This window comes from Brenneria sp. g21c3, assembly GCF_040240345.1.
Lineage (GTDB): Bacteria > Pseudomonadota > Gammaproteobacteria > Enterobacterales > Enterobacteriaceae > Brenneria.
Window position 1 is genome coordinate 1 of record NZ_JBEIAB010000031.1, and the last position, 20,480, is coordinate 20,480.

The window sequence follows — 20,480 nt, forward strand, 5'->3', positions numbered from 1 at the left end:
CAACCAGCTGAGCAGATTCGCGTTTGAATTCAGGACTAAAATTTCTTCTTTTCATTGGAGCACCTGTGTTGTTCTGAGGTGAGCATATCACCTCTGTTCAGATGGCCAAATTCAGTAAACCACTTCAATCTTACCTCGGCGTGGGCTGGATCGGGATAACCATGAACTGCATTTGGTGGAGGGACTGACTGACGCAGCGAGGTCTTACCGGGCAATTACTGACGTTCAGAGGGATGCCCGGCAAGGTGATGATGCTGGAAAAAATAGCCGGGAGCCCCCAGCTTAAAAATAAGCACTTTATATTATTTTCTTTTTTTTGAAAATCTCATTCCCCCAGAAATTATCTCAATGTAATACTGGTTGCTTTGTATGATATAATGTTTATATTCTGCATTATCATACTCCCTCCAGTCAGAGAAATGACTATCTCTTTCCATCATTAATTTCTTTAACCATGATGAGTCATTTACAATCCAGTAACAAGAGTTGAAGTCATCATCTTCTCTATTAGGATAGTATTGTAATCGTTTGTGCCTTTCAAACCTTACGCCCCATATTTTCTTGAAATTCAATATGCCATCAAACTTCGAGTATTTTCCAGCATCTATCCATATTTTAAAGGAGATATCTAACTCATCACCTTTGTGCTTAATACAAACATCATCATTAGGAGCTTGCCATACTGGTAGCTCAATAGGAATAGCTCTATCTTGCTCTAAAATTGTAGTGCAGTCCGGTTTCGAGATCCAGGTATTGGCCCTGCAGTCGCAGGTTCTGGGCGAAGCCAGGCCCCCTGAAGCGAGGTCTCGCGCAGCAATTTTCCCCAGGTGCCGTTCTGGCCTTCCAAGCGTAGGCACCCTTCGGCATCGGTCAGCCGCTCCGGCGTGCCGTTGGGCTGGCTTTCGGGAGCGGCGACGCCGTCGACGCGTGCCAGCGGCTCGTAGCTGTCCGGGTCGGTATACACATATGTCAGTGGCAGGCCGCCGTCCCAAACTTCCTGCAACAGCCGGAACCCCTCCCAGATAAAGCGGGTGGTGACGGTTTTTCTCTGTGGCTCCCCATGCTCATCATCGCGCAGACCAAACAAATTGATCTGACTACTATGTTATAGTGATAAACATATCACTATCCTAGCCACTCATTAAATTTATTTCCTTTAGGAATACCTGTTTTTGTATATTTTATTGGTACTAACAAAAATAAAGTAACAGAATTTTCATCGAAAGATGATAATTCTTTTCCCTTATGATCAAAAAAATAATCAACGCTAATTAATGCATCTATTGACTCAGGCCATTCTAACTCTGCCCATTTATCATCATGCTTGTCAATTACATACCCTTCTTTAATCTCACCACCGTGCTCATATTTTTTAGATAAAGCACACAGGAGTTGGAAAGGAAATGATTCTTTATATATCGCGCTAAATATAAAGTTATTCAACGGCCAATTATAAGGAAGACAGATAAGGAATTCAGTATGCGGTACCTTAATAAAGTTGCCGAAAGTAAAAAGGAGCTTATGAGATTTCCCATCTCCTATAATTGCCGTTTTTAATGAAATTCCATTATCATGGTATTCATCAACTAGGATAGGGCCTACATTATTATAAATATGATATAATATCCCTCCCCCTGTAATAGTATCTATATCTATTTCTTCATATGCTTTTCTGGCACCGACAGACTGAAGATATGAAGCGATGTCTTTGTGTTTATATGCTATTGCAATATCTAGGGCTGTACGGTTGAAATTAGCCTGTAAACGATTAATGTCTACGTTGGAATCAACTAACACTCTAACAACGTCGAGATGGCCATACATTGATGATTCTATTAATGGTGTCGTCACACAACGAGGATCACCATTCACCCATGCACCAGACTTAATTAAAAGCCTAACAACATCCAAATATCCTTCACATGCAGACTCAATCAGTGGCGTTAAATACCCTTCACTAAATGAATTGACATCAGCCCCATTTTTTATCAAGAAATCGCAAAGATTTACCTTACCTTTTCTCGCTGCTAAATGTAGTAAGGAATCGCCTAAATATAGTGCATTTATAGCTAAGGTTCTTTTTCAAAAAGTGTATTTAAAGTACACGTATCCTCATTCTCAATAATTTTATAAATATCTAAATTGTTTTTAGAAAAATATTCCACGACTCATCTCCCGCCCTAATTTAGATAATGTTTCTTCAACAGCGCTTTTCCCATGAGGAGCCGCCGCCATAACTTTATTCCACACGTGTCTTGCTGCTTTTATAGTATGAGCTCCGCCACCATTTTGAGCCCAAGTAAAGTTGCGCGGATCTGTATTAATATCGATACCATATTTCTTCAAAACATATTGAACATCTGTAATTAATTTTCTATTTTTTGCAGACCAACTTTTGGGCGCTTTTTCTCGTCCAATATGAAGTCTATGTGGTTTCACCATTCCTTCAGGTGCTGGCCCCATCTTCCTTTTATCTGCTACAGATAATTTGCATTTTTCTAATCCCAACGGTTCGATCCAAGTCAGCAAATTCGGCGCATACTGATAAAGATTCAGCCCACCCGCCAGCCCTATCGGGTCATAGGAATGATCGCGACCGGTTTTCGAATCGTACTACCGGTTTCGGTTGTAAGTTACCTTCATACCGTCGTCGTAGTATCGGAAACCATTCACGCTACCGCCCTGAACACGCATTCTACGCCAGACACTACCGTTTTTAAAATCTCTCAGCCGGAGCTCTATCTGCGCGTCGGCTACCGGCCCAACAGGAGCGACACCTCCACACCCGCCATCAATATCAGCGGCAAGTGGTTATAGGAAGCCGGATTCAGCACCGGGCAGCCGCTCAAGCTGCGCGTGATGCCGGGGTGTCTCGTCATCACCGCGCAGGATATCCGCGAACTGTGGTTTATGCTGCCGGGGCTGACGTTCACCGGCGCGGCGTTGGCACAGGCGGGGTTTACCGCCGGGACGCTGTTCCGCATCCGCCTGTACTGCAACGGGCTGATGCTGGCCCGGCTGGCCGGGGACACCGATATCGCCGCGCTGCTGGCAGAACTTGGACGGCCACGACAGTGAGGGCGCGGACTGGATACGCGATACCGGCGAGCTGACGCTGGCGGGCGACTGGCTGACCCACTTCCGGCTTTTTTATTTAGCTACTATGTAAGCCGATATAGAAGAGATATCTAAAAAAACAGCTTTCACATATAAACAAAAAATATCATCTTGAGCTGAAAGAATGATTAATCCATTCTCCTTTTCAATATTAATATCCAATAAATAGTTAGTCTTTTCCCACCCTGACAGCCTAACTTCTTTTACATCAAGCGCGGTTAACTGCACCTGCACTGTATTGAACCCCTGCATCAGCCATTTTTTAGGCGGATCAGACGGATAATGTTGAAAATTAAAACGTAATGTTATTTTTGGCCCATCTCTATGAAAAACAATATCATGAAGATCAACTTGACATAAAGATGGTACATCATTTTTAAAAATGGAAGATATTTTGTTTTTATCGATTAATAAATCAAGCCACATATTCACCTTCTCCTCATTTAAAATGGATAGTGTTCAAGAGTTCCAAGGACAGTACTATTTCGAGTATCACTGATTGGCCTAACATTTATATGAGGTCCCTGATTACCCGCAGTTCCTGGTGGTCCATATATATGGCCGGGATAGTGATCTTGAATTACAATAGATTCACCATTTGGGCGAGGAAATGTATATTCTCGCGTTTTAATAGGTAAATGTTCTTCTCCTAAAATAGATTTACCGCTTCGATCTGTCAGAAGCACTAATTTAACTTTTGATGGTTGCTGACTCATTGGTATTCCAGCATCTCTTTTGGCAGCCCTAAATTCCGCATTCCTCGAAGGGAATTGCGTATTACATTTTGCCAATCCAAGTGGATCGATCCAAGTTAACAGATTCGGCGCATAAGCGTAGTTATTTAACCCACCCAGTAGCCCTATCGGGTCATGCTGGGTAAACCTGCCGATATCCTGATCGTAGTAACGGAACAGATTGTAGTGCAGCCCGGTTTCGCGATCCAGGTATTGGCCCTGCAGTCGCAGGTTTTGGGAATAATCCAGCGTCTGCTGTTTTTCCCCATCGCTCAACTTGCCCCAGGCGCCTGCCAGCGTAGCGTGCCGTCGCTGTCCGTCAGGCTTTCCGGTTCGCCGTTGGGCGCATTATGAAAATACATCACCTGTGCATGCGCTATGCCGTCAATACACGCCAGCGGCTCATAGCTGCCCTGATCGGCATACACATAGGTGAGCGGGGTGCCATTACGGGTTTCCTGCAGCAATCGGAAGCCTTCCCACAGGAAGGTGGTGGTTTGCCGTTGCCCGGTGGGCTGGCGCAGACCCCGGCTTTGCAGCCACACCTGTTTATGGGGGCGGCGTCCGAGGGGATCGTAACGGAACTGCACGTGTTGCGCCGGCTCATTGTCGTGCGCGCTGTGGCGTATCACTTCGGTCAGACGGTGTTCGGCGTCATAGCGATAGCGATCTTTATGCTTCTCGACCTTACGACCGAAGGTATCGTAGCGGTAATGGATGCCTTTATCGTGAGTTACCCGGTTGTGCCGCTGGCGAAATTGCCCCTCGTTCAGCAGCTAGCTCGTATAGTGAATAACATTTCAAAAGCGTTATGTTGCTACAAAATTGCTTATGTCAGTACCAACCCCATATATATGGAATAAAATTAACTGGCTAATTCACGGATTGCTGACTTACCAAATTCCTTATCATTTATAAGATTCTTTAAAGCAACTTTGGCGGATGAAAGGTTTTTGTGATGAGTGATAAAAGAAAAGGCTGCTTCCTTTATTAATATATATTTATCACCATTTAATAAATTAAAGAAAAAATTAATTTCATCATCAGAAACTGATATTAAATCTATTGTGTTAATAGCGTTAATTTTAACATCATCGTCATCATCCTCTCTGTTTATTAATTCAATTAATCCTTTTTTGATATTTTCATCATTATATTCTCCTTTATATAGACCGATCACTTTGAGAGACTCAATTCGCAAAACTTCATCATTAGAGGCATCGCAAGCAATTTTAAAAAAAACAATGCTAAATTCAAACTTAACTCTTGATTGAAATTTCTAAAATATTCAATGCGTTCATCATCATCTAATGTCTCGTAAGCATTTATTATTTCATCATAACGTTCCATAAGCACCTCAATCTAAGAATAATTTTGATGAAGCTTTCGTAATATCATCAGACATGTCTAGAATTTGGCGAGATACGCTAGGTGCATTCCCTCCAATGATAGAGTTTTCTCGACTCAGGCCAATTCGAGAAACATCGCTTGGTCATCCCCCAGCCCTCATGTCAGGCTCGTGCAGCCAAACATTCCCATCTCCGGCAGAACCGAGCCTTCGAACATATTCTCGTCCTTCTTTTTCTAAAACAGAATTATAATTATTAATTCGTTTTTTTAACCCAACCATTCCCTCCGTTTTCAAAATTTTGTTGAATGCTCTTATCTGACCTCTGATTTGCCGACGAAGCTCGCGGAGATTAGTAACCTTCCCTGGCTTTTGACGGTGGCGGTATTCGACCGTTCCACATTTCAGTCCGAATGGATCGATCCAGGTAAGCGGGTTAGGGGCATAGGCATATAAATTTATCCCACCCGCCAGCCCTATCGGGTCCGTCGCAATAATCTATCCGACTTTCGGATCATACTACCGGTTACGGCTGTAAATTACCTTTATCTTGTCGTCATAGTTCAAGAAATCGCGCATGCTACCGCCCGCAGCCGAAAAAGTTGACTATGGCTAAGACGCATTCTAAGTCAGATGGTGTGGTAAATAAAGCAGCTAAAACATAACGTTACTACACAGTGGGATATGCCCCGCACAAACCTGTTGCAAACAGGTTTGAACAGTTTTAAGTGGCCCACAGGGCGAGCCTCAGAATGAGGCGAGTAAAACGGCAGACCCGGTAATCCCCCCGCCAACCCTATCGAATCATGCTGGGTAAATCTGCCGATATCCGGATAGTAGTAACGGAACAGATTGTCGTGCAGTCCGGTTTCGCGATCCAGGTGTTGGCCCTGCAGACGCAGGTTATTGGGAATAATCCAGCGTCTGCTGTTTTTCCCCATCGCTCAACTTGCCCCAGGTGCTGCTGTGGCCCTGCCAGCGCACCGTACCGTACCGTCGCTGTCCGTCAGGCTTTCCGGTTCGCCGTTGGGCGCATTATGAAAATACAACACCTATGCATGCGCTATGCCGTCAATACGCGCCAGCGGCTCATAGCTGCCCTGATCGGCATACACATAGGTGAGTGGGGTGCCATCACGGGTTTCCTGCAGCAACCGGAAGCCTTCCCACAGGAAGGTGGTATCCCCAACGTACTTCTGATCCGGCCCCGTGGCACTGAAGTCCTGTTGCAACAGGTTCGGCGCCACCGGCTGGTTATGCCCGCTGTTTGTCGTGGCTTTGAACTTGCGCGCCGCTCTGGCCCGTAATCCCTGACGTCGCAGACTGGCCGCGACCGTTTTACGGTTCCAGCCATGGCCGGCTTCACGCAACTCCTGCGTCAGACGGGGCGCGCCATAGCGCTGTTTGGCCTGTATAAAAGCTTGCGCCACCCGCTCATCACACTGCTGGCGGCGCATCTGCCGCGGCGAGGGGGACTGCCTGCGCTTCAGCCATGCATACCAGCCGCTGCGCGAGACACGCAACACCCGGGACAGGCTTTTCACTGAGAACGCCGCCTGATGTTGGTGTATAAAAGCGTACTTCACTTCAGGCGTCTGGCGAAGTACGTAGCCGCCTTTTGGAGAATAGACAGTTCCTCATCCCGCTCGGCCAGTTGACGCTTGAGGCGGGCGATTTCTGTTGCCTGTTGCTGCTCACGCTCAGAGGTGGAGCCCTGCTGACGTTGTTTACTGCGCCAGGCGTAGAGTTGAGAGTCGTCCCGGGCGGCTTTGGCCACACCGATGTGCTCAGCCAGCGCCAGCGCCTGCTGGCGAAACTCCGGGGTATATTGATTGGGATGTCTTCTTCACAGATTTTGCATGCGTCATGGTTCACCTTGTTAACGATTTTACTCGCTTAACAGCGTGTCCACTATTCGTGGGTAGGATCATAGCGTATTCCTGCCTGGGTATATGATTAGCGCTCAAACGGCGCGGGTCTCAACGAGGCCCGTGCGGTTTGGGGGCTTTAAGGTAATGAAGCGGTTATTGGAAAACGCTCAGTTAAGCGGTTGATGCTTATCAAGTTCAATATAACCTTGCGGATTGCCGAGCAGGTCTGGTTTGCCCGCATCATATATTGCCGCCAGGATCCACTTATCGTTTATTGTTTTAATTTTTATTAATGGCGTACCAACCGGGATTTCTGCACTTTTCTTCGCACTAGCTGACGGTGTTTCTTTAAGATAAAGAGAGTCAACACCTTCTTTAACAGAATAAGTTACAACGTATGGGTAAGCTTCACAGCCAGCGCTCTCTTCAAGTTTTTGAATATCGAATTCACGATTCTGCCCTGGCATGAATGTAATCAGTCTGGCGTTATGATATGTGTGATCACATTCTTTGGTTACAGAGATGTTATCTATAACTATCCTGCCAATACGTTCTATATGACCTTCTTTATATTTAAGAAAGTTATGAGAAATGTCTTTGAAGTACTCTTTCAGTAAGTTATCTTTTTTCTTCCCTGTTTCCACGTCGAGATTAATTATCTTATCGATGCGTGAGTTTTCGTCTAGTGAAAAATAGCGGAAATATAAAACTGGATTATTTACGGTGGCCGAATCATTCCAGATTGGCAACCAGTATGCTTGTAATACACCGTTGTTTATTTTTTGATTTGCAAAACTTGATGGTGCAATAACAATAAAAAATAAGAGTGAAAGTGTTTTTCTAAACATAACGCCTCTTTGTTGTTTTTTACTTAATTGTTTTTATTATACAAATCCCTGAGCTTCACAATATTAGTCGCGCCCAATGAACCAATTTTATCCGTCAACGTCGCATTGATTCCCAGGTTGTTATTTTTATCTATATTGAAAACAATATATTCGTGGGCGATGGTATTAGGCGAAGTTGCTTCATATACAACCGCCAGTTTAACCACGGCGCTATCTTTAGCAGAAATGATACCGACAGATCTTGTTTTATTACAAACTTCTGCTTCCCAGTTGCTGAAACCTATTGGTGGTATTAGTGTTATAATTTCTGGTTTATTGACTAACCAACAAAACAGACATTGTCATCATTTTGCTTGAATCCTCTACCGGAAATAAAGTACCCAAACTTCTTGGTTGTTAATGTTTATTTTAAAATTCCGATCATCAACCGGAGATCTCCCATTAATGGAGTATTTCAGCGCCTTTTGATATAGTGGTTTCTCAAAAATAGTTGCATTAATTGGTTGAAGCGATATCGTAGCAAAGATAGATGTCGATGGCAACATGGAAAAAATCAATTTTTTTAATGCTGATTGCAAAGGTGGTGTGTTAATCCCATTTGATTATTGAGGACTACTTTTACTGGAATTATTAACAGTAAGAAAGTGCCGATGTTGAAAAAGCGGTACCGCTTGGGTAACCGCACTGAATAACTAACCTGTATATCTGAATTCAGTATATCAGTGAATTACAATATAAGTGACCTTCAGGAATGATTTATTGATAAGGCATAGCTTGTAATTGGCTAGCACGTTCTTTATCCAATCGCGCGACACATTTACTGACTAGCATCTTATTCGCACTTGTTCCCTCTTCAGCAAGATACGCTTCCAGTTTGCATTGATTATCACGGTACTTGAGCCAGGCACGTTGTGAATCAAGTAGAGTTTTTAGATAATCTTGTGATAATTTTGGTGAGGCTTCATAAGCGTTAGAAACGCGTTTCTTAGCTGCTATATATTCCTGGTTAATAAGTTTCTCCGCAGCTTCTTTTTCTTTTTCTGCACAATTCAGCAAATCTGCATTCGATACTGGTGAAACACATACGTCTTCAGCAAATACAGTTCCCTGATAAAGTAAGGCGGCTGCCAAAAAAAATATTTTTTTATTCATATAAACTCCATTAACGATTGTTTTTCAGATAGCGAGCACGTCTACGGTCCTGCTCATAAGATTGCATGACCGGACTATTTTCAATATACCTTATCAATTCATCAATATCATTGTTCATACCCGCTTTCATTGGTGCTTCACCTTTAGTAAAACCCTGATAGACAAAGTCAACCATAATATCTCTGATTACAAGCTTGAGATCTTGCCACTGGGTTCTTCTTGGATAATTTAATGTCCACGAATCATAATTTGTTCTTGCACGCTGAATATAACTAGGACAGATAAATTCAAATAAATTTATCTGCATAGAGTGACTGATTTCTCCGATAGCGGTTTTGTTATTTTCAACTCTGATCTGTGAAAATCCTTTACTTAGTAGAAGCTTTTGCACGACTTTAACATCCGAATGCAAATTTCTCCCACCCAGACCTACCGTTTGTGATATTCCCATTATTTCACCTGTCATTTAAATGAGATATTATCTCAATTAATTATCACAGTAAAAGCAATTCCCGTCGACGGGAATTGCTTTTTATCCATTAAACTTTTTTATTTTCTTTAATGTTCCAGCCTGCACTGGTTTCAGCGCCTTTACCACCAGAGCTGGTCTGCTCCCAATACTGTTGCTTCACTTTTGCCGCTTGGAAAGCATAAGTTACACCCAGTGTATCGTCATTCTCAGAGCCGTTGTATTGAAGGGAGGTTACCAGCACATCTTCCAGGGTAATACGTGTATATTCCACCTGTTTTACAGACAGATACTTCAATTTTGGTCAAGCGCTTACCGCTGGAGCAGTGTTTCAGAATTTCGGTGGTGGATTTGTCAATCAGCGCATTAACGTGCAGATCGTTGAAATTCACTTTACCGGCGCCTCCGCCGCCTACACTCATATTTCCAGGTTGAGAAGCACCCCAGGAGAAAGATGTGATATCGGTCCAGCCGGTATGATTGGAATCTTTCGATTCGCCGGTTACACCGTCAACTTTCAGGAACATATTAATAGCCATAATAATATCTACTCATTATAACCAGAAATATTGTTAAGAAATATAACTACTTTACGGTTTTTTAGCTTTTCGCCAGTTTGGTGAATATCGACATAAATTCCAGCTTTTCCAAATATATTATCTTTATAAAGTTGGTCGGCCAGTAGTTTTGCTCCTGGTTCAATTTTTTACCTTTATAAGAACCTGCTTTTACAGGTAGGTGCCCTGTAAAAGCCACTCCACATTTTAACAATGCCAAACTCATACGGACTGCATAGGTATTCATATAGCCCGGATTGAATTTAATCAATGCGTTGGCATCATAACCTATTTCAGTAAACAATTTTTCTCGAGAAATGTAACCAGGACGTGCTTCATTTGAGGAGTAATGATATTTTTTCAACTGTGCATAAAGGGGGTTCATTTTTTATTATTCTTCTTGCAAGGTAAGTCTTTTGCTAAGGCTTCAGTAATGATTTTTGACGCTCTCTCTTTTTTACGCTCAGTTGGTAGTTTAGCGATATAATCAAACAAACTTTCACGCAGTGAATGCGGCAAAGCGATCTTATAGCTACACCATTCTTTGTTTTCCGTGGCATCCATTACGCCTAGCAAATACATATTAGCTTTCATGCGTTCTCTTTCATCATTTTTTGATAGCCAAGCATTTAAAAAGCGTTCAGCAGGCATATCTATACTATCGCGAGAAAGTAATGTCGGATCCCGAAGAAGATTAGTAGAATCATCGGACGGCTCAATATCAGACGCTCCGCAGGCAATTGACGATGCCACGAACATCAGTATAGTAAATAAAAAAATTGAATATTTATTCATTAAAACCCCTTATTTATGAAAAAAACGGGAAAATGTATCTTGCAGACGAGGCTCTCTTACAATATTGGCCACGACGTTGCTGCGGGCCGTTGCCAGCGATATTCTAAATAGCGCTTTCTGCGTATATGTCTTCAGAAGCAACAAAACTAGAACTCGAAATTTCATGGTAAACCATATGGAAATATATATTACTCGATAACACCATAATCTTTTGAAATGATTTTATTATCTTTCATTATGATGTAGTTCCATTTATTAAGTTGATGATCGTCGCTTAATAACGTGTAAATATAGTTTTTATTTTTGAAGGTGTAACCTCTAAAGTCGCAAGCCCTAGGACAATTTATATTTACGGTTTCTCCTTTTAATTCTATTGATTTTTTTGTTTTGATGCTTTTGGAAATCAATGTAACATTTTTACAAGAAACATTACCCTCTTCACAATGTGAAGTTATTTCGGCAATGTATTTTCTTCCTTTAAATGTTTCTGTCGTTTCTGCATAAGATGATAAAGGAAATATCGCAATAAAAAGTGTTAGTAGTAAAATTTTTGTCATAATTGCACATAAACTCAATTTGTGGTAAATGTATCATTTCGGGTTTTTATTCTTGATAACACTTTTCTTACCTCTACAGAAGAGGGAACTCTATTAATTCAAAGCATCTGGCTTCCTTTCTTAAGGTCAGCATAAAATTAAAACATTTTATTATGGACTATCTTGATACCAGGTATGGTCAGGGTCGCCGTCAATAACTTCGCGAGATAACTTGTCCAGCTCCGGGCTGTGATAGAGTCGCTGGCTATTTAACGTGACGCCTTTGGTATCCGGACCCACCTCGCGGTGTGGCGGATTATTGGTCGACTCGGATTTATCGATAAGCGCATTAACTTTCCGATCGCCGTTTTCAATATCAAAAGGCATTCATTCTCTCATCGCATTTGCTGTTCCGGCCGTATCCAGAGAAAAGAGAGTGTATTCTGACGATACCTTTGCTAATTTTCTATATTGTAATTGGTTTTTTTGTTTATTGACCATCCATGATATGGGCCAATGCCTCAAGGCGATTTTGCATGGCTGTTTTCAGACAGACTTTATCCTTACCGCATGCATTGCGTTCCTGTAACCAGCTCTTTTGTTCCTGAGTGATTTGCTGTTGTAAGTCGCTATTACCCACTTCACCAGCTTGTTGACGGAAAAAGTCGAAGGAACGTTTCACGCTGACATCATAAGAAGCAAGTTCTCGATCGCCGCAAATTGCTTTTTCGGTCTTATTGCTTGCTTTGGCACAGGCAAAAGAAGGGGCAGGCGCGGCTTTGGCATCCACAGGTTGAAGCGTTAAAATGATGCCATCGCTCCAGTTAAACCGTATCTTTTGCTGTGAAAGCGCGAGCAATGCATTACCGCCGGCATCTCCGCCAGAGAAGTTACCGGCTGCACAGCGGGTAGTGAATACGGTGACTTTTTCATTGCCTGATAAGTTCAGATTATAACTTTTTGCATTTGCGCCATCTGCGTCACCTTCGGCTTTTGCAACCCAGGTATCTAATGTCATGGGCTCGCTTTTGAAAACCGGCGACGAGCAATGAACATCGCCAGGAAAATTTGCTGAGATCGACTTTGGGGAAATGGTTATTTCGCGTCCAACCAGACGGTCATCATTATATTGATAATTAAGCGTACGTTGGCTTTCCGTATTGATTGAAGCTTCTGTCACTTGCCATATACCGAAAAGTTGATTTTTCGCATCAGCAAATACGGTGGTTGATAAAAAGACAGCAGCGAAAAAAATGCTTGATTTTTTCAATCTATTTAAAGCCATCGATTAATTATGCTCCATGAATTCCATTCAGATAGAGGTTAACTTCATAATTTCGACGATTAACCAATCCTGTCATGACAGTCCCCCGGCTCGTAATTGCTCGTTTTATTTCTGTCATTGCATCAGAGATCTGACCCTGATTGATAAAATCACAAACATTTGAGAAACGCTCGCCAGGATTATAAGCAAATGATACAAGAGCATCGAATTCATATTGTCGCAATGGAACGAAGATGCCGTTTCTAACCATGGTAACATAGCGCGGAACCGTTACTCGTAGCCGTTGGGTTTCTTGCTCTTCGGTAAGTTTGACCATATTTTGATTATTGGTTGCAAATTCGCTTGCCTGATTATTCTGTAACCCAGCTGCTTTGCTGATTTTTTCCGCTGTTCTCGCATCCAGACCAATACTTATCATTGTATTTTTGATCGATTCAGGACTGCGTTTTTTCATATCGTAACCTGGCCCAAGAGTGACTCCGCTCGCAACTCCTGGCCAGTGTAGGTAACAACTTTTCCGCGCCATGCTTCACGGCGAAACAGGAATGACATACCGCTATCAGAGATATTAAATGCCCCGACGCTTTGCCTCCCTGCGTTACCCCCAATAGGAGGTTGAGGAGCCCTGGTTGGTAACGGCGTACCTAAACTTACGACTGTCTTTCGTCCAACAATCCCATCGGGATGCAAATTTTTCTGCAACTGAAATTTTTTACTGCGACCTCAGTATGATACTCAAAGTATCCATCTTCACTTGTTTACAATCCATGGTCATTCAGCAATTTTTGTAACGTTTAGACTTCTGAACCATGATCTCCTTTGCGAACAATACGCATTTTAATAATCACTTTATGATACTGCATTTCCTGCCGTAAATAAAACAGGAATTAATATTACACTTACATTAATACGCCGGGCCATATTTGCTAATGACCCGGCATCGGCCATTATGCTTCTTTACTCTTCAGCGATGGCAGCTTTGAAACCAGCCGCAGAGAGACAGTCAGTCCTTCCAACTGGTAGTGCGGACGCTGGAAGAACTTGGCGGTGTAGTAACCGGGGTTGTCCTCGATCTCCTGTACCTGCACTTCGGCGGCGGCCAGCGGTTTGCGGGATTTGGTTTCCTGAGACGAATTGGCCGGGTCGCCGTCGACGTAGTTCATTACCCAGTCATTTAGCCAGCGCTCCATTTCATCACGCTCACGGAACGAGCCAATCTTGTCGCGCACGATGCATTTGAGGTAGTGCGCAAAGCGGCAGCAGGCGAACAAGTACGGCAGGTGAGCCGCCAGTCTCGCGTTGGCTGTGGCGTCGGCGTCGTGGTATTCCGTCGGTTTCTGCAGAGACTGGGCGCCGATAAAGGCGGCAAAGTCCGAGTTTTTGCGATGCACCAGCGGCATGAATCCGTTTTTCGCCAGTTCCGCTTCGCGGCGATCGCTGATGGCGATCTCTGTCGGACATTTCATGTCCACGCCGCCGTCGTCGCTCGGGAAAGTATGGCAGGGCAGGTTTTCCACCGAACCGCCTGATTCGACGCCGCGGATGGAAGTACACCAGCCGAATTCTTTGAATGAACGGTTGATATTGCGGCCATCGCGTGGGCGGCGTTGGTCCAGGTGTAATTGCTATGGTTGGCGCCGTCGGTTTCTTCTTCAAAATCGAAGCTGTCGACAGGGTTGGTGCGAACGCCGTATGGCAGGCGCGCCAGGAAACGCGGCATCACCAGACCCAGATAGCGAGCGTCTTCAGATTCGCGCAGGCTGCGCCAGGCGGCATATTCGGTATTCTGGAAAATTTTGGTCAGATCGCGCGGATTGGCCAGTTCCTGCCTGGACTCCATCTGCATGATACTGGGGGCGGTACCGGCAATAAACGGGTAGTGACTGGCGGAGCCAATCCGCGCCATTTCACCCAGTAACTCTACATCCTGTGGACTGTGGTCGAATATAGTAATCACCTACCAGACAACCAAACGGCTCACCACCGAACTGGCCGTATTCTTCTTCGTAGATTTTTTTGAAGATAGGGTTTGATCCCAGCCTACGCCCTTGTGGCGTTTCAAGGTGCGGCTCAGCTCCTGTTTGGTGATGCTCATAAAGCGAATTTTCAACATCTCGTCGGTTTCAGTATTACTGACCAGGTAGTTCAGTCCCCACCAGGCGCTTTCCAGCGTCTGGAACTCTTCGTGGTGGATAATCTGTTTAACCTGCTGCGATAGTTTCTCGTCGATACCGGCGATCAGATTCTGAATGGTGCGATAGATATCGGAGGAGACCGTCACCGTATTTTCCAGCGCCTGTTGAGCCAACGTTTTCACCGCGCTTTCCACCGCCGAACGCGCTTGATCGGTCTTCGGTCGGAACTCTTTATTCAGCAATGCGCTGAATTCGTCTTCGCGAAACGTTTCCTGCGATTGTTGTGTCTGCTGTTGGGAAGGATTGCTCATTGATTACTCCTCGTTACCTTTTTCCGCATTATCACCTTTGGGCAACTGGCTCAGCGCCTTGAGCAGCGTCGGGTCCTGAAGCACTTTGGCAATCAATTCTTCTGCACCGTTTTTTCCATCCATATAGGTCAATAGGTTGGAAAGCTGAGTGCGAGCTTCGAGCAGTTTGTTAAGCGGTTCGACTTTGCGTGCGATGGCGTCCGGCTGGAAATCCTCCATGCTTTCGAACGTTAGTTCGACGTTAATCTTGCCATAATCGGTCAGCGTATTATCGACCTGGTAGGCAACACGGGGCTTCAACGCCTTCATGCGTTCGTCAAAGTTATCGATATCGATTTCAAGGAACTTGCGTTCATCAACCGATGGCAGCGGGTCGACGGGTTTTCCTGCCAGATCGGCCATGACCCCCATGACAAACGGAAGCTGAATTTTGCGTTCCGCGCCGTAAATTTCTACGTCGTACTCAATTTGTACGCGAGGCGCGCGATTTCGGGCGATAAACTTTTGCCCACTGGATTTATTGGTTGGCATGATATTCTCCATCGGATATGCGCGTTGAAAGTCTGGCTGCAGGCGTCAACGCCCACTACCGTTACGGGCGGACGCGGCTATTCGCGGCGTCCAAAAATGTTTTCCAGTTGATTGACACCGTCCGGCGCCAGATCGCGAATAATGTCCATAAAGTTCATTTCAATCAGCCTCTGCACGCGCTCGATCATCTGCGGGGCAGGGTGGCTGGGTTCGTGCGAGACAAAGTACTGCTTCACTTTTTCCAGCATCAGCTGCGCATCCTCACGGGAGCGGACCTGTGCGGAACGCCAGTCTCCTTCTGCTCGAGGAGTGGAAATGGTCGGTGCGGCTGTGGTTTGCTGGTTCATCTCCGGCTCCCTTGTGGGGATTAAGGTTGAAAGATCGGTGCTCTGACAGGATTCGACGACAATGCCGACGAGCTTTCGTAACTGTTCCATTTCCGGTACGCCGGACTCGCCCAAATGCTCGGTGAGTATTTCGCAGATTGTCCCAAGGCGCTCATCGATCAGTTGGATAGCTTCAATGCCCGGTTAGTTGCTGCTGGCCAATTCATCCAACAGACGCGCCCACCCGCCGGGATAGTCAGGGCATTCGGTTTTGCTGCCGTCGAGCAATGCCTGGGCGTCACGTAGCGTGATTTCATCCGCGGCGTTGCGCAGCGTGGCCGTCAGCGCCGATTTATCGCCAAGCGCCGCCAGTACATTGATACGGTAAAAGGGATCGCGAACTCCATCTTCTTCCAACTGCGGATATAGCGCTTCCCAGTAGAGAACTAGTGCCTCCTGGATGAGCAGCAAGCCATCGGCGTAACCCGGCAGGCCTCGGCGTTTGGTCCAGGCATGGGTCAACGCAAGCATGATCCGTAAATCTTTCGTGCGGGCGAGCAGGGAGGTTGCGAGTTTTTCGACTTTGGGCCAGTCGGCCGGCTCCGCCGGAATAATTGTCTCGCCGAATTGCTGTTCGGCTTTGCCTTGACTAGCCAGCTCCATTGCCTGGAAGTCAGCGTCATATTCCAGATTTTCCCCACACGGTTTTTCCGCTGTCACCGGGGTGAGAAAGGTTTCAATATCCATTCGCTCTCCTGCGATTTATTCAAACATCGGCGGATAGAGGCCGTGGCGGCCGGGGCGTGCGCCGCCGGCAGGCTCGAACAACAGTGAAAACAGTTGTCCGGTAAAGTTGCCGCTATGGACATGGGTATAAAGAGGATAGCCGTCGCTGCGGTTGGTCCACCAGAAACTGGTTTGGCGCTGCGGATCAAAACAATCGCTTGCCTGACGCCAGCTTAGATTTGCGGGGGTATCCTCATAGCCTATAACCTCCAGAATATCTGAATGAGACTCCTGTGCGGGTATGGTCGGCGCGGGGATAGCAAGCAACGACTGGTCAAGCTGCTCGGCTGAATAGCCATTGTGTACGGCATGAAGGCGCGTGCGTCTCCGTTGCTGATACCAATCTCCGGCCATGGCCAACAGTCGGGGCGACCATTCCGCAGGATTGAAAGCGCATAGCGCACATACCGGATATTGGCGGCCTACGCTATCGCATCCGGGCAATAAACACCCTATTTGCACCTGCTGGCTGCCGAGCATTGGCGGAACCACGAAATTCCATACGGGCGCGTTGCCGAATTGACGACTGCCTGCCGCGCGCTCTTCGTCTTTGCGCCAGTTCATCAGTCCTACTTGAAACCAGTGCGACCACTGACGTAGCAGCGTATCGGGAATAGAAAAGGATGCTTGACGGCGAAATACCAAATGAAATAAAACTAAACCGTACGGTTTTTATATGGTTTTTTTAATGCAGTGGAGGTTATATGAAAGGCATGATTTTACTGGGTGGTTTAGTCTCCGTCCTGTTGCTGACCGGATGTGTTTCCCTGTTCTGATAAACGTGAGGGCGCGCTCTTTGTCTGCGGCCGCTTTCTAGTAACGCGGAATTTCCTGGTTAAGCAGAAATGGGTTATTTGCTTTAAAAAGGGGGGAAGATTGTCGGTTTGATTGCTGGGGTGACTACGGTATTTATTAAAGTGGGCAAATAAAGCACTGCTTGTGTAGCGTGATATCGATAATTTTTGATACCAATCAGGCGTAATTAATTGGTGAAGGCTATCTCAATTTTGGTTAGTTTCGTTTTTCGGATTTTTCCGTATATAATGTCATTACACTATGCTGCGCTGCCGAGCCTGATAATTGAGCAGTATTTGTCTTTAAGGATATTCCTAAAAGTTGTTTATGTTTTATTTCATTGGTTGAGATCATTGTTTGTGTTGAATTTTGAAATGTTTATTTTAGGAAAATACTGATAAATGTTGTTTATTCAATTATTTTTTGCAAAATTATTTCATATATTATATGTATGATGGAAATGAATAACATATATAATTATTAGCATGGATATTATTATATTGTTAAGTTAAAATATGTATATCATAATGATTTTATTGATTTTTATATAATATATTGACTTATTTTATAAGTTCAATAAAATCGCTCGCATAAAATGTAATAGAATCTTTTTACAGTATCGTTATATTGAATGTGCCAACATTTATGACATATTCTTATAACAGTTGTAATATTCTGGTTATATCCTTGCCGCACTTTGTTCTTAATCGGCGAATAGTAATTTAAATGACTGATGACTCCGGTATTCACTAACCCGTAATGGCGTTATAGGTATTCATATGGCAAATAGCTTTCAGGATGAAATTCCATCTTCACGCGTAAATATTAAGCTCAACCTCCACACCGGCGGAGCTGAAAAAAAAGTCGAACTTCCCCTCAAGTTGTTAGCGTTGGGCGATTACAGTAATGGACAAGACGATCGTCCATTAACTGAACGTGAAAAAATCTCCATCAATAAAGATAATTTCAATAACGTACTCGCGGAATATGCGCCAAAAGTAAAAATCTCGGTCAAAAACACCTTGGCCGGCGATAACAGCGAAGACGATGTGGAACTGACTTTTCGCGACATGAAAGACTTCGAACCGGAGCAGGTCGCTCGTCAGATCCCGCAACTGCGCGCCTTGCTTTCCATGCGTAACCTGTTACGCGACCTCAAGTCTAATCTCCTGGATAACAGCACGTTCCGACGCGAACTGGAAAACATCCTCAAGGATGAAGCTCTGAGCGATGAACTACGCGCCGAACTGGCTGCATTGGCGCCGAAAGAGGTCTGATACGCCGAGTTACGGCGTGTTCTGTTTCAGCAGGATGTGAAGGAATTTAAAAATGGCTCAACAAAAGAATCAGGCCGTACCATCGGCGGCAAACACTGTTACTGAAGAAGCATCTGCTGGCGGTGTTTATCAGAAACTGTTTGAAAAAATCAATCTCAACCCGATTGAACGTCTTAATGATATCGAATCCTTTCAGGATAGCGACGCGCTGGCGGATACCACGGCGGATGAGCGCGTTACCGCAGCGGTCAGCGTGTTCCTGAATCTGTTAAAAGAATCCGCCGCTAAAGTGGAGCGTCTGGATAAAACGCTGCTTGATAATCATATCAGCGCGTTGGATGAGCAAATCAGCCGTCAGCTTGATGAGGTCATGCATCACGACGCCTTTCAGAAAGTGGAATCCGCGTGGCGCGGGCTGAAGTTTCTGGTCGATCGCACCGATTTTCGTCAAAACGTAAAAATCGAAGTACTGGACGTCAGCAAAGAAGAACTGCGCGAAGACTTTGAAGACGCGCCGGAAATCGTGCAAAGCGGCTTCTATCACCATACCTATATTCAGGAATACGACACCCCGGGCGGCGAGCCTATCGGTTCTACCATCGCCAACTATGAGTTCGACCGCAGTTCGCAGGACATGGCTCTGCTGCGTAATATCTCGCGCGTTGCCGCCTCGGCGCATATGCCGTTTATCGCCTCCGTCGGTCCGGCGTTTTTCGGCAAGGAAAACATGGAAGACGTGGCGGGGATTAAAGATATCGCCAGCTATTTCGATCGTGCCGAATACATTAAATGGAAAGCATTCCGCGAAACCGACGATGCGCGTTACATCGGTCTGACGCTGCCGCGCGTGCTGGGCCGCTTGCCTTATGGTCCGGATACCGTTCCGGTGCGCAGTTTCAACTATGTTGAGGAAGTCAAAGGTCCGGATCACGATCGTTATTTATGGAGCAACGCCTCGTTCGCTTTCGCCGCCAATATGGTGCGCAGTTTTATTAAAAACGGTTGGTGCGTACAGATTCGTGGTCCGCAGGCGGGCGGCGCGGTGACCGATCTGCCGATTCATCTCTATGATTTGGGCGTCGGCAATCAGGTGAAAATACCTTCCGAGGTGATGATCCCGGAAACGCGCGAATTCGAATTCGCCGGACTGGGCTTCATTCCGCTTTCCTACTATAAAAACCGCGACTACGCCTGCTTTTTCTCCGCCAACTCGGCGCAGAAACCGGCGTTGTACGACACGCAGGAAGCGACGGCCAATAGCCGGATTAACTCACGCCTGCCTTATATCTTCCTGCTTTCGCGGATTGCGCATTATCTGAAATTATTGCAGCGCGAAAATATCGGCACCACCAAAGATCGCCGGATGCTGGAGCTTGAACTGAATAACTGGATCAACACGCTGGTCACCGAGATGACCGATCCATCAGACGATCTACAGGCATCGCATCCGCTGCGTGAAGCCCGCGTGACGGTTGAAGACATTGAAGATAACCCCGGCTTCTTCCGCGTCAAGCTTTACGCCGTGCCTCACTTCCAGGTCGAAGGGATGGATGTCAACTTGTCGCTGGTGTCCCAGATGCCGAAAGCAAAAGTATAAAGATAAAAAT

Annotated in this window: 20 protein-coding genes and 12 pseudogenes; 4 read left to right on the forward strand and 28 right to left on the reverse strand. The window is 45.3% G+C overall.

The window, feature by feature from the left end; genetic code table 11:
* Window positions 1–720 precede the first annotated feature (720 nt).
* The 5 genes and pseudogenes from ABRZ28_RS23340 to ABRZ28_RS24320 all read right to left on the reverse strand — a co-directional run.
* A pseudogene (locus ABRZ28_RS23340) lies at window positions 721–1,060 on the reverse strand (hypothetical protein); the annotation flags it as partial.
* A gap of 65 nt (window positions 1,061–1,125) precedes the next feature.
* Window positions 1,126–1,851 (reverse strand): ankyrin repeat domain-containing protein, encoded by a 726-nt coding sequence (locus tag ABRZ28_RS23345; RefSeq protein ID WP_330521718.1) that lies wholly within the window; start codon window positions 1,849–1,851, stop codon window positions 1,126–1,128.
* Window positions 1,852–1,878: 27 nt separating this feature from the next.
* Window positions 1,879–2,067 (reverse strand): annotated as a pseudogene (locus ABRZ28_RS23350) (ankyrin repeat domain-containing protein); the annotation flags it as partial.
* An 81-nt stretch (window positions 2,068–2,148) separates the two neighbouring features.
* Window positions 2,149–2,508, reverse strand: coding sequence for a hypothetical protein (locus tag ABRZ28_RS23355; RefSeq protein ID WP_330521720.1), 360 nt, complete (start codon window positions 2,506–2,508; stop codon window positions 2,149–2,151).
* Window positions 2,488–2,613: pseudogene (locus ABRZ28_RS24320) on the reverse strand (RHS repeat-associated core domain-containing protein); the annotation flags it as partial. The gene ABRZ28_RS23355 and the pseudogene ABRZ28_RS24320, both read right to left, overlap by 21 nt.
* A gap of 210 nt (window positions 2,614–2,823) precedes the next feature.
* Here ABRZ28_RS24320 and ABRZ28_RS23360 point away from each other — a divergent pair.
* Window positions 2,824–2,880 (forward strand): annotated as a pseudogene (locus tag ABRZ28_RS23360) (SymE family type I addiction module toxin); the annotation flags it as partial.
* 30 nt (window positions 2,881–2,910) lie between these two features.
* Window positions 2,911–3,136: pseudogene (locus ABRZ28_RS23365) on the forward strand (SymE family type I addiction module toxin); the annotation flags it as partial.
* A 14-nt stretch (window positions 3,137–3,150) separates the two neighbouring features.
* Here ABRZ28_RS23365 and ABRZ28_RS23370 read toward each other — a convergent pair.
* The 23 genes and pseudogenes from ABRZ28_RS23370 to tagF all read right to left on the reverse strand — a co-directional run.
* The gene (locus ABRZ28_RS23370) at window positions 3,151–3,543 is read right to left on the reverse strand and encodes an Imm50 family immunity protein (protein WP_330521721.1); all 393 of its coding nucleotides are present in this window, start codon (window positions 3,541–3,543) and stop codon (window positions 3,151–3,153) included.
* 17 nt (window positions 3,544–3,560) lie between these two features.
* Window positions 3,561–3,833 (reverse strand): HNH/endonuclease VII fold putative polymorphic toxin, encoded by a 273-nt coding sequence (locus ABRZ28_RS24325; RefSeq protein WP_330521743.1) that lies wholly within the window; start codon window positions 3,831–3,833, stop codon window positions 3,561–3,563.
* Window positions 3,834–3,899: 66 nt separating this feature from the next.
* Window positions 3,900–4,597, reverse strand: a pseudogene (locus ABRZ28_RS24330) (RHS repeat-associated core domain-containing protein); the annotation flags it as partial.
* Between the two features lie 119 nt (window positions 4,598–4,716).
* A complete protein-coding gene (locus ABRZ28_RS23390; RefSeq protein WP_330521722.1) occupies window positions 4,717–5,031 on the reverse strand; it encodes a hypothetical protein in 315 nt (104 codons plus the stop codon).
* On the reverse strand, window positions 5,028–5,201 hold the full coding sequence (locus ABRZ28_RS23395; RefSeq protein ID WP_330521723.1) for a hypothetical protein: 174 nt from the start codon (window positions 5,199–5,201) through the stop codon (window positions 5,028–5,030). The genes ABRZ28_RS23390 and ABRZ28_RS23395 overlap by 4 nt, the downstream gene beginning before the upstream one ends.
* A 397-nt stretch (window positions 5,202–5,598) precedes the next feature.
* Window positions 5,599–5,685, reverse strand: a pseudogene (locus ABRZ28_RS24335) (RHS repeat-associated core domain-containing protein); the annotation flags it as partial.
* Between the two features lie 143 nt (window positions 5,686–5,828).
* A complete protein-coding gene (locus ABRZ28_RS23405; RefSeq protein WP_330521724.1) occupies window positions 5,829–6,140 on the reverse strand; it encodes an RHS repeat-associated core domain-containing protein in 312 nt (103 codons plus the stop codon).
* 228 nt (window positions 6,141–6,368) lie between these two features.
* A pseudogene (locus tag ABRZ28_RS23410) lies at window positions 6,369–7,067 on the reverse strand (IS3 family transposase); the annotation flags it as partial.
* Between the two features lie 170 nt (window positions 7,068–7,237).
* A complete protein-coding gene (locus tag ABRZ28_RS23415) occupies window positions 7,238–7,918 on the reverse strand; it encodes a hypothetical protein (RefSeq protein ID WP_330521725.1) in 681 nt (226 codons plus the stop codon).
* Window positions 7,919–7,941: 23 nt separating this feature from the next.
* Window positions 7,942–8,124, reverse strand: a complete 183-nt coding sequence (locus ABRZ28_RS23420; protein ID WP_330521726.1) for a hypothetical protein — start codon at window positions 8,122–8,124, stop codon at window positions 7,942–7,944.
* A gap of 550 nt (window positions 8,125–8,674) precedes the next feature.
* Window positions 8,675–9,070, reverse strand: a complete 396-nt coding sequence (locus ABRZ28_RS23425) for a lysozyme inhibitor LprI family protein (protein ID WP_330521727.1) — start codon at window positions 9,068–9,070, stop codon at window positions 8,675–8,677.
* 10 nt (window positions 9,071–9,080) lie between these two features.
* Window positions 9,081–9,521: a lysozyme family protein gene (locus ABRZ28_RS23430; RefSeq protein ID WP_330521728.1), complete on the reverse strand. Its 441-nt coding sequence runs from the start codon at window positions 9,519–9,521 to the stop codon at window positions 9,081–9,083.
* 88 nt (window positions 9,522–9,609) lie between these two features.
* Window positions 9,610–10,078: pseudogene (locus ABRZ28_RS23435) on the reverse strand (Hcp family type VI secretion system effector).
* A 61-nt stretch (window positions 10,079–10,139) separates the two neighbouring features.
* Complete coding sequence (locus ABRZ28_RS23440; protein ID WP_330521729.1) at window positions 10,140–10,481, reverse strand: hypothetical protein; 342 nt, start codon at window positions 10,479–10,481, stop codon at window positions 10,140–10,142.
* Window positions 10,478–10,891: a Rap1a/Tai family immunity protein gene (locus ABRZ28_RS23445; protein ID WP_330521730.1), complete on the reverse strand. Its 414-nt coding sequence runs from the start codon at window positions 10,889–10,891 to the stop codon at window positions 10,478–10,480. Before ABRZ28_RS23445 ends, ABRZ28_RS23440 begins: the two co-directional genes overlap by 4 nt.
* A gap of 188 nt (window positions 10,892–11,079) precedes the next feature.
* Window positions 11,080–11,448 carry a hypothetical protein gene (locus ABRZ28_RS23450; protein WP_330521731.1) on the reverse strand — a complete coding sequence of 123 codons (369 nt, stop codon included), beginning with the start codon at window positions 11,446–11,448 and terminating at the stop codon, window positions 11,080–11,082.
* 150 nt (window positions 11,449–11,598) lie between these two features.
* On the reverse strand, window positions 11,599–11,814 hold the full coding sequence (locus tag ABRZ28_RS23455) for a hypothetical protein (protein ID WP_330521732.1): 216 nt from the start codon (window positions 11,812–11,814) through the stop codon (window positions 11,599–11,601).
* 103 nt (window positions 11,815–11,917) lie between these two features.
* The gene (locus ABRZ28_RS23460; RefSeq protein WP_330521733.1) at window positions 11,918–12,712 is read right to left on the reverse strand and encodes a lysozyme inhibitor LprI family protein; all 795 of its coding nucleotides are present in this window, start codon (window positions 12,710–12,712) and stop codon (window positions 11,918–11,920) included.
* A gap of 7 nt (window positions 12,713–12,719) precedes the next feature.
* Window positions 12,720–13,166, reverse strand: coding sequence for a glycoside hydrolase family protein (locus ABRZ28_RS23465; protein WP_330521734.1), 447 nt, complete (start codon window positions 13,164–13,166; stop codon window positions 12,720–12,722).
* A gap of 493 nt (window positions 13,167–13,659) precedes the next feature.
* Window positions 13,660–15,158, reverse strand: a pseudogene (tssC, locus tag ABRZ28_RS23470) (type VI secretion system contractile sheath large subunit).
* Window positions 15,159–15,161: 3 nt separating this feature from the next.
* Window positions 15,162–15,701 carry a type VI secretion system contractile sheath small subunit gene (gene tssB / locus ABRZ28_RS23475; RefSeq protein WP_330521735.1) on the reverse strand — a complete coding sequence of 180 codons (540 nt, stop codon included), beginning with the start codon at window positions 15,699–15,701 and terminating at the stop codon, window positions 15,162–15,164.
* 65 nt (window positions 15,702–15,766) lie between these two features.
* Window positions 15,767–16,762 (reverse strand): annotated as a pseudogene (gene tssA / locus ABRZ28_RS23480) (type VI secretion system protein TssA).
* A 15-nt stretch (window positions 16,763–16,777) separates the two neighbouring features.
* A pseudogene (tagF, locus tag ABRZ28_RS23485) lies at window positions 16,778–17,413 on the reverse strand (type VI secretion system-associated protein TagF); the annotation flags it as partial.
* 962 nt (window positions 17,414–18,375) lie between these two features.
* Here tagF and tssB (ABRZ28_RS23490) point away from each other — a divergent pair.
* Window positions 18,376–18,873 carry a type VI secretion system contractile sheath small subunit gene (gene tssB / locus ABRZ28_RS23490; protein ID WP_330521736.1) on the forward strand — a complete coding sequence of 166 codons (498 nt, stop codon included), beginning with the start codon at window positions 18,376–18,378 and terminating at the stop codon, window positions 18,871–18,873.
* Window positions 18,874–18,925: 52 nt separating this feature from the next.
* Window positions 18,926–20,470 (forward strand): type VI secretion system contractile sheath large subunit, encoded by a 1,545-nt coding sequence (tssC, locus tag ABRZ28_RS23495; RefSeq protein ID WP_330521737.1) that lies wholly within the window; start codon window positions 18,926–18,928, stop codon window positions 20,468–20,470.
* Window positions 20,471–20,480 lie beyond the last annotated feature (10 nt).

Excerpts from the sequence above, each read along its gene's own strand:
- ABRZ28_RS23370 (WP_330521721.1), bottom strand. The coding sequence starts at position 3,543 with ATGTGGCTTGATTTATTAATCGATAAAAACAAAATATCTTCCATTTTT.
- ABRZ28_RS24325 (WP_330521743.1), bottom strand. The coding sequence starts at position 3,833 with ATGAGTCAGCAACCATCAAAAGTTAAATTAGTGCTTCTGACAGATCGA.
- ABRZ28_RS23395 (WP_330521723.1), bottom strand. The coding sequence starts at position 5,201 with ATGGAACGTTATGATGAAATAATAAATGCTTACGAGACATTAGATGAT.
- ABRZ28_RS23405 (WP_330521724.1), bottom strand. The coding sequence starts at position 6,140 with ATGGGGAAAAACAGCAGACGCTGGATTATTCCCAATAACCTGCGTCTG.
- ABRZ28_RS23415 (WP_330521725.1), bottom strand. The coding sequence starts at position 7,918 with ATGTTTAGAAAAACACTTTCACTCTTATTTTTTATTGTTATTGCACCA.
- ABRZ28_RS23425 (WP_330521727.1), bottom strand. The coding sequence starts at position 9,070 with ATGAATAAAAAAATATTTTTTTTGGCAGCCGCCTTACTTTATCAGGGA.
- ABRZ28_RS23430 (WP_330521728.1), bottom strand. The coding sequence starts at position 9,521 with ATGGGAATATCACAAACGGTAGGTCTGGGTGGGAGAAATTTGCATTCG.
- ABRZ28_RS23440 (WP_330521729.1), bottom strand. The coding sequence starts at position 10,481 with ATGAACCCCCTTTATGCACAGTTGAAAAAATATCATTACTCCTCAAAT.
- ABRZ28_RS23445 (WP_330521730.1), bottom strand. The coding sequence starts at position 10,891 with ATGAATAAATATTCAATTTTTTTATTTACTATACTGATGTTCGTGGCA.
- ABRZ28_RS23450 (WP_330521731.1), bottom strand. The coding sequence starts at position 11,448 with ATGACAAAAATTTTACTACTAACACTTTTTATTGCGATATTTCCTTTA.
- ABRZ28_RS23455 (WP_330521732.1), bottom strand. The coding sequence starts at position 11,814 with ATGCCTTTTGATATTGAAAACGGCGATCGGAAAGTTAATGCGCTTATC.
- ABRZ28_RS23460 (WP_330521733.1), bottom strand. The coding sequence starts at position 12,712 with ATGGCTTTAAATAGATTGAAAAAATCAAGCATTTTTTTCGCTGCTGTC.
- ABRZ28_RS23465 (WP_330521734.1), bottom strand. The coding sequence starts at position 13,166 with ATGAAAAAACGCAGTCCTGAATCGATCAAAAATACAATGATAAGTATT.
- tssB (WP_330521735.1), bottom strand. The coding sequence starts at position 15,701 with ATGGAGAATATCATGCCAACCAATAAATCCAGTGGGCAAAAGTTTATC.
- tssB (WP_330521736.1), top strand. The coding sequence starts at position 18,376 with ATGGCAAATAGCTTTCAGGATGAAATTCCATCTTCACGCGTAAATATT.
- tssC (WP_330521737.1), top strand. The coding sequence starts at position 18,926 with ATGGCTCAACAAAAGAATCAGGCCGTACCATCGGCGGCAAACACTGTT.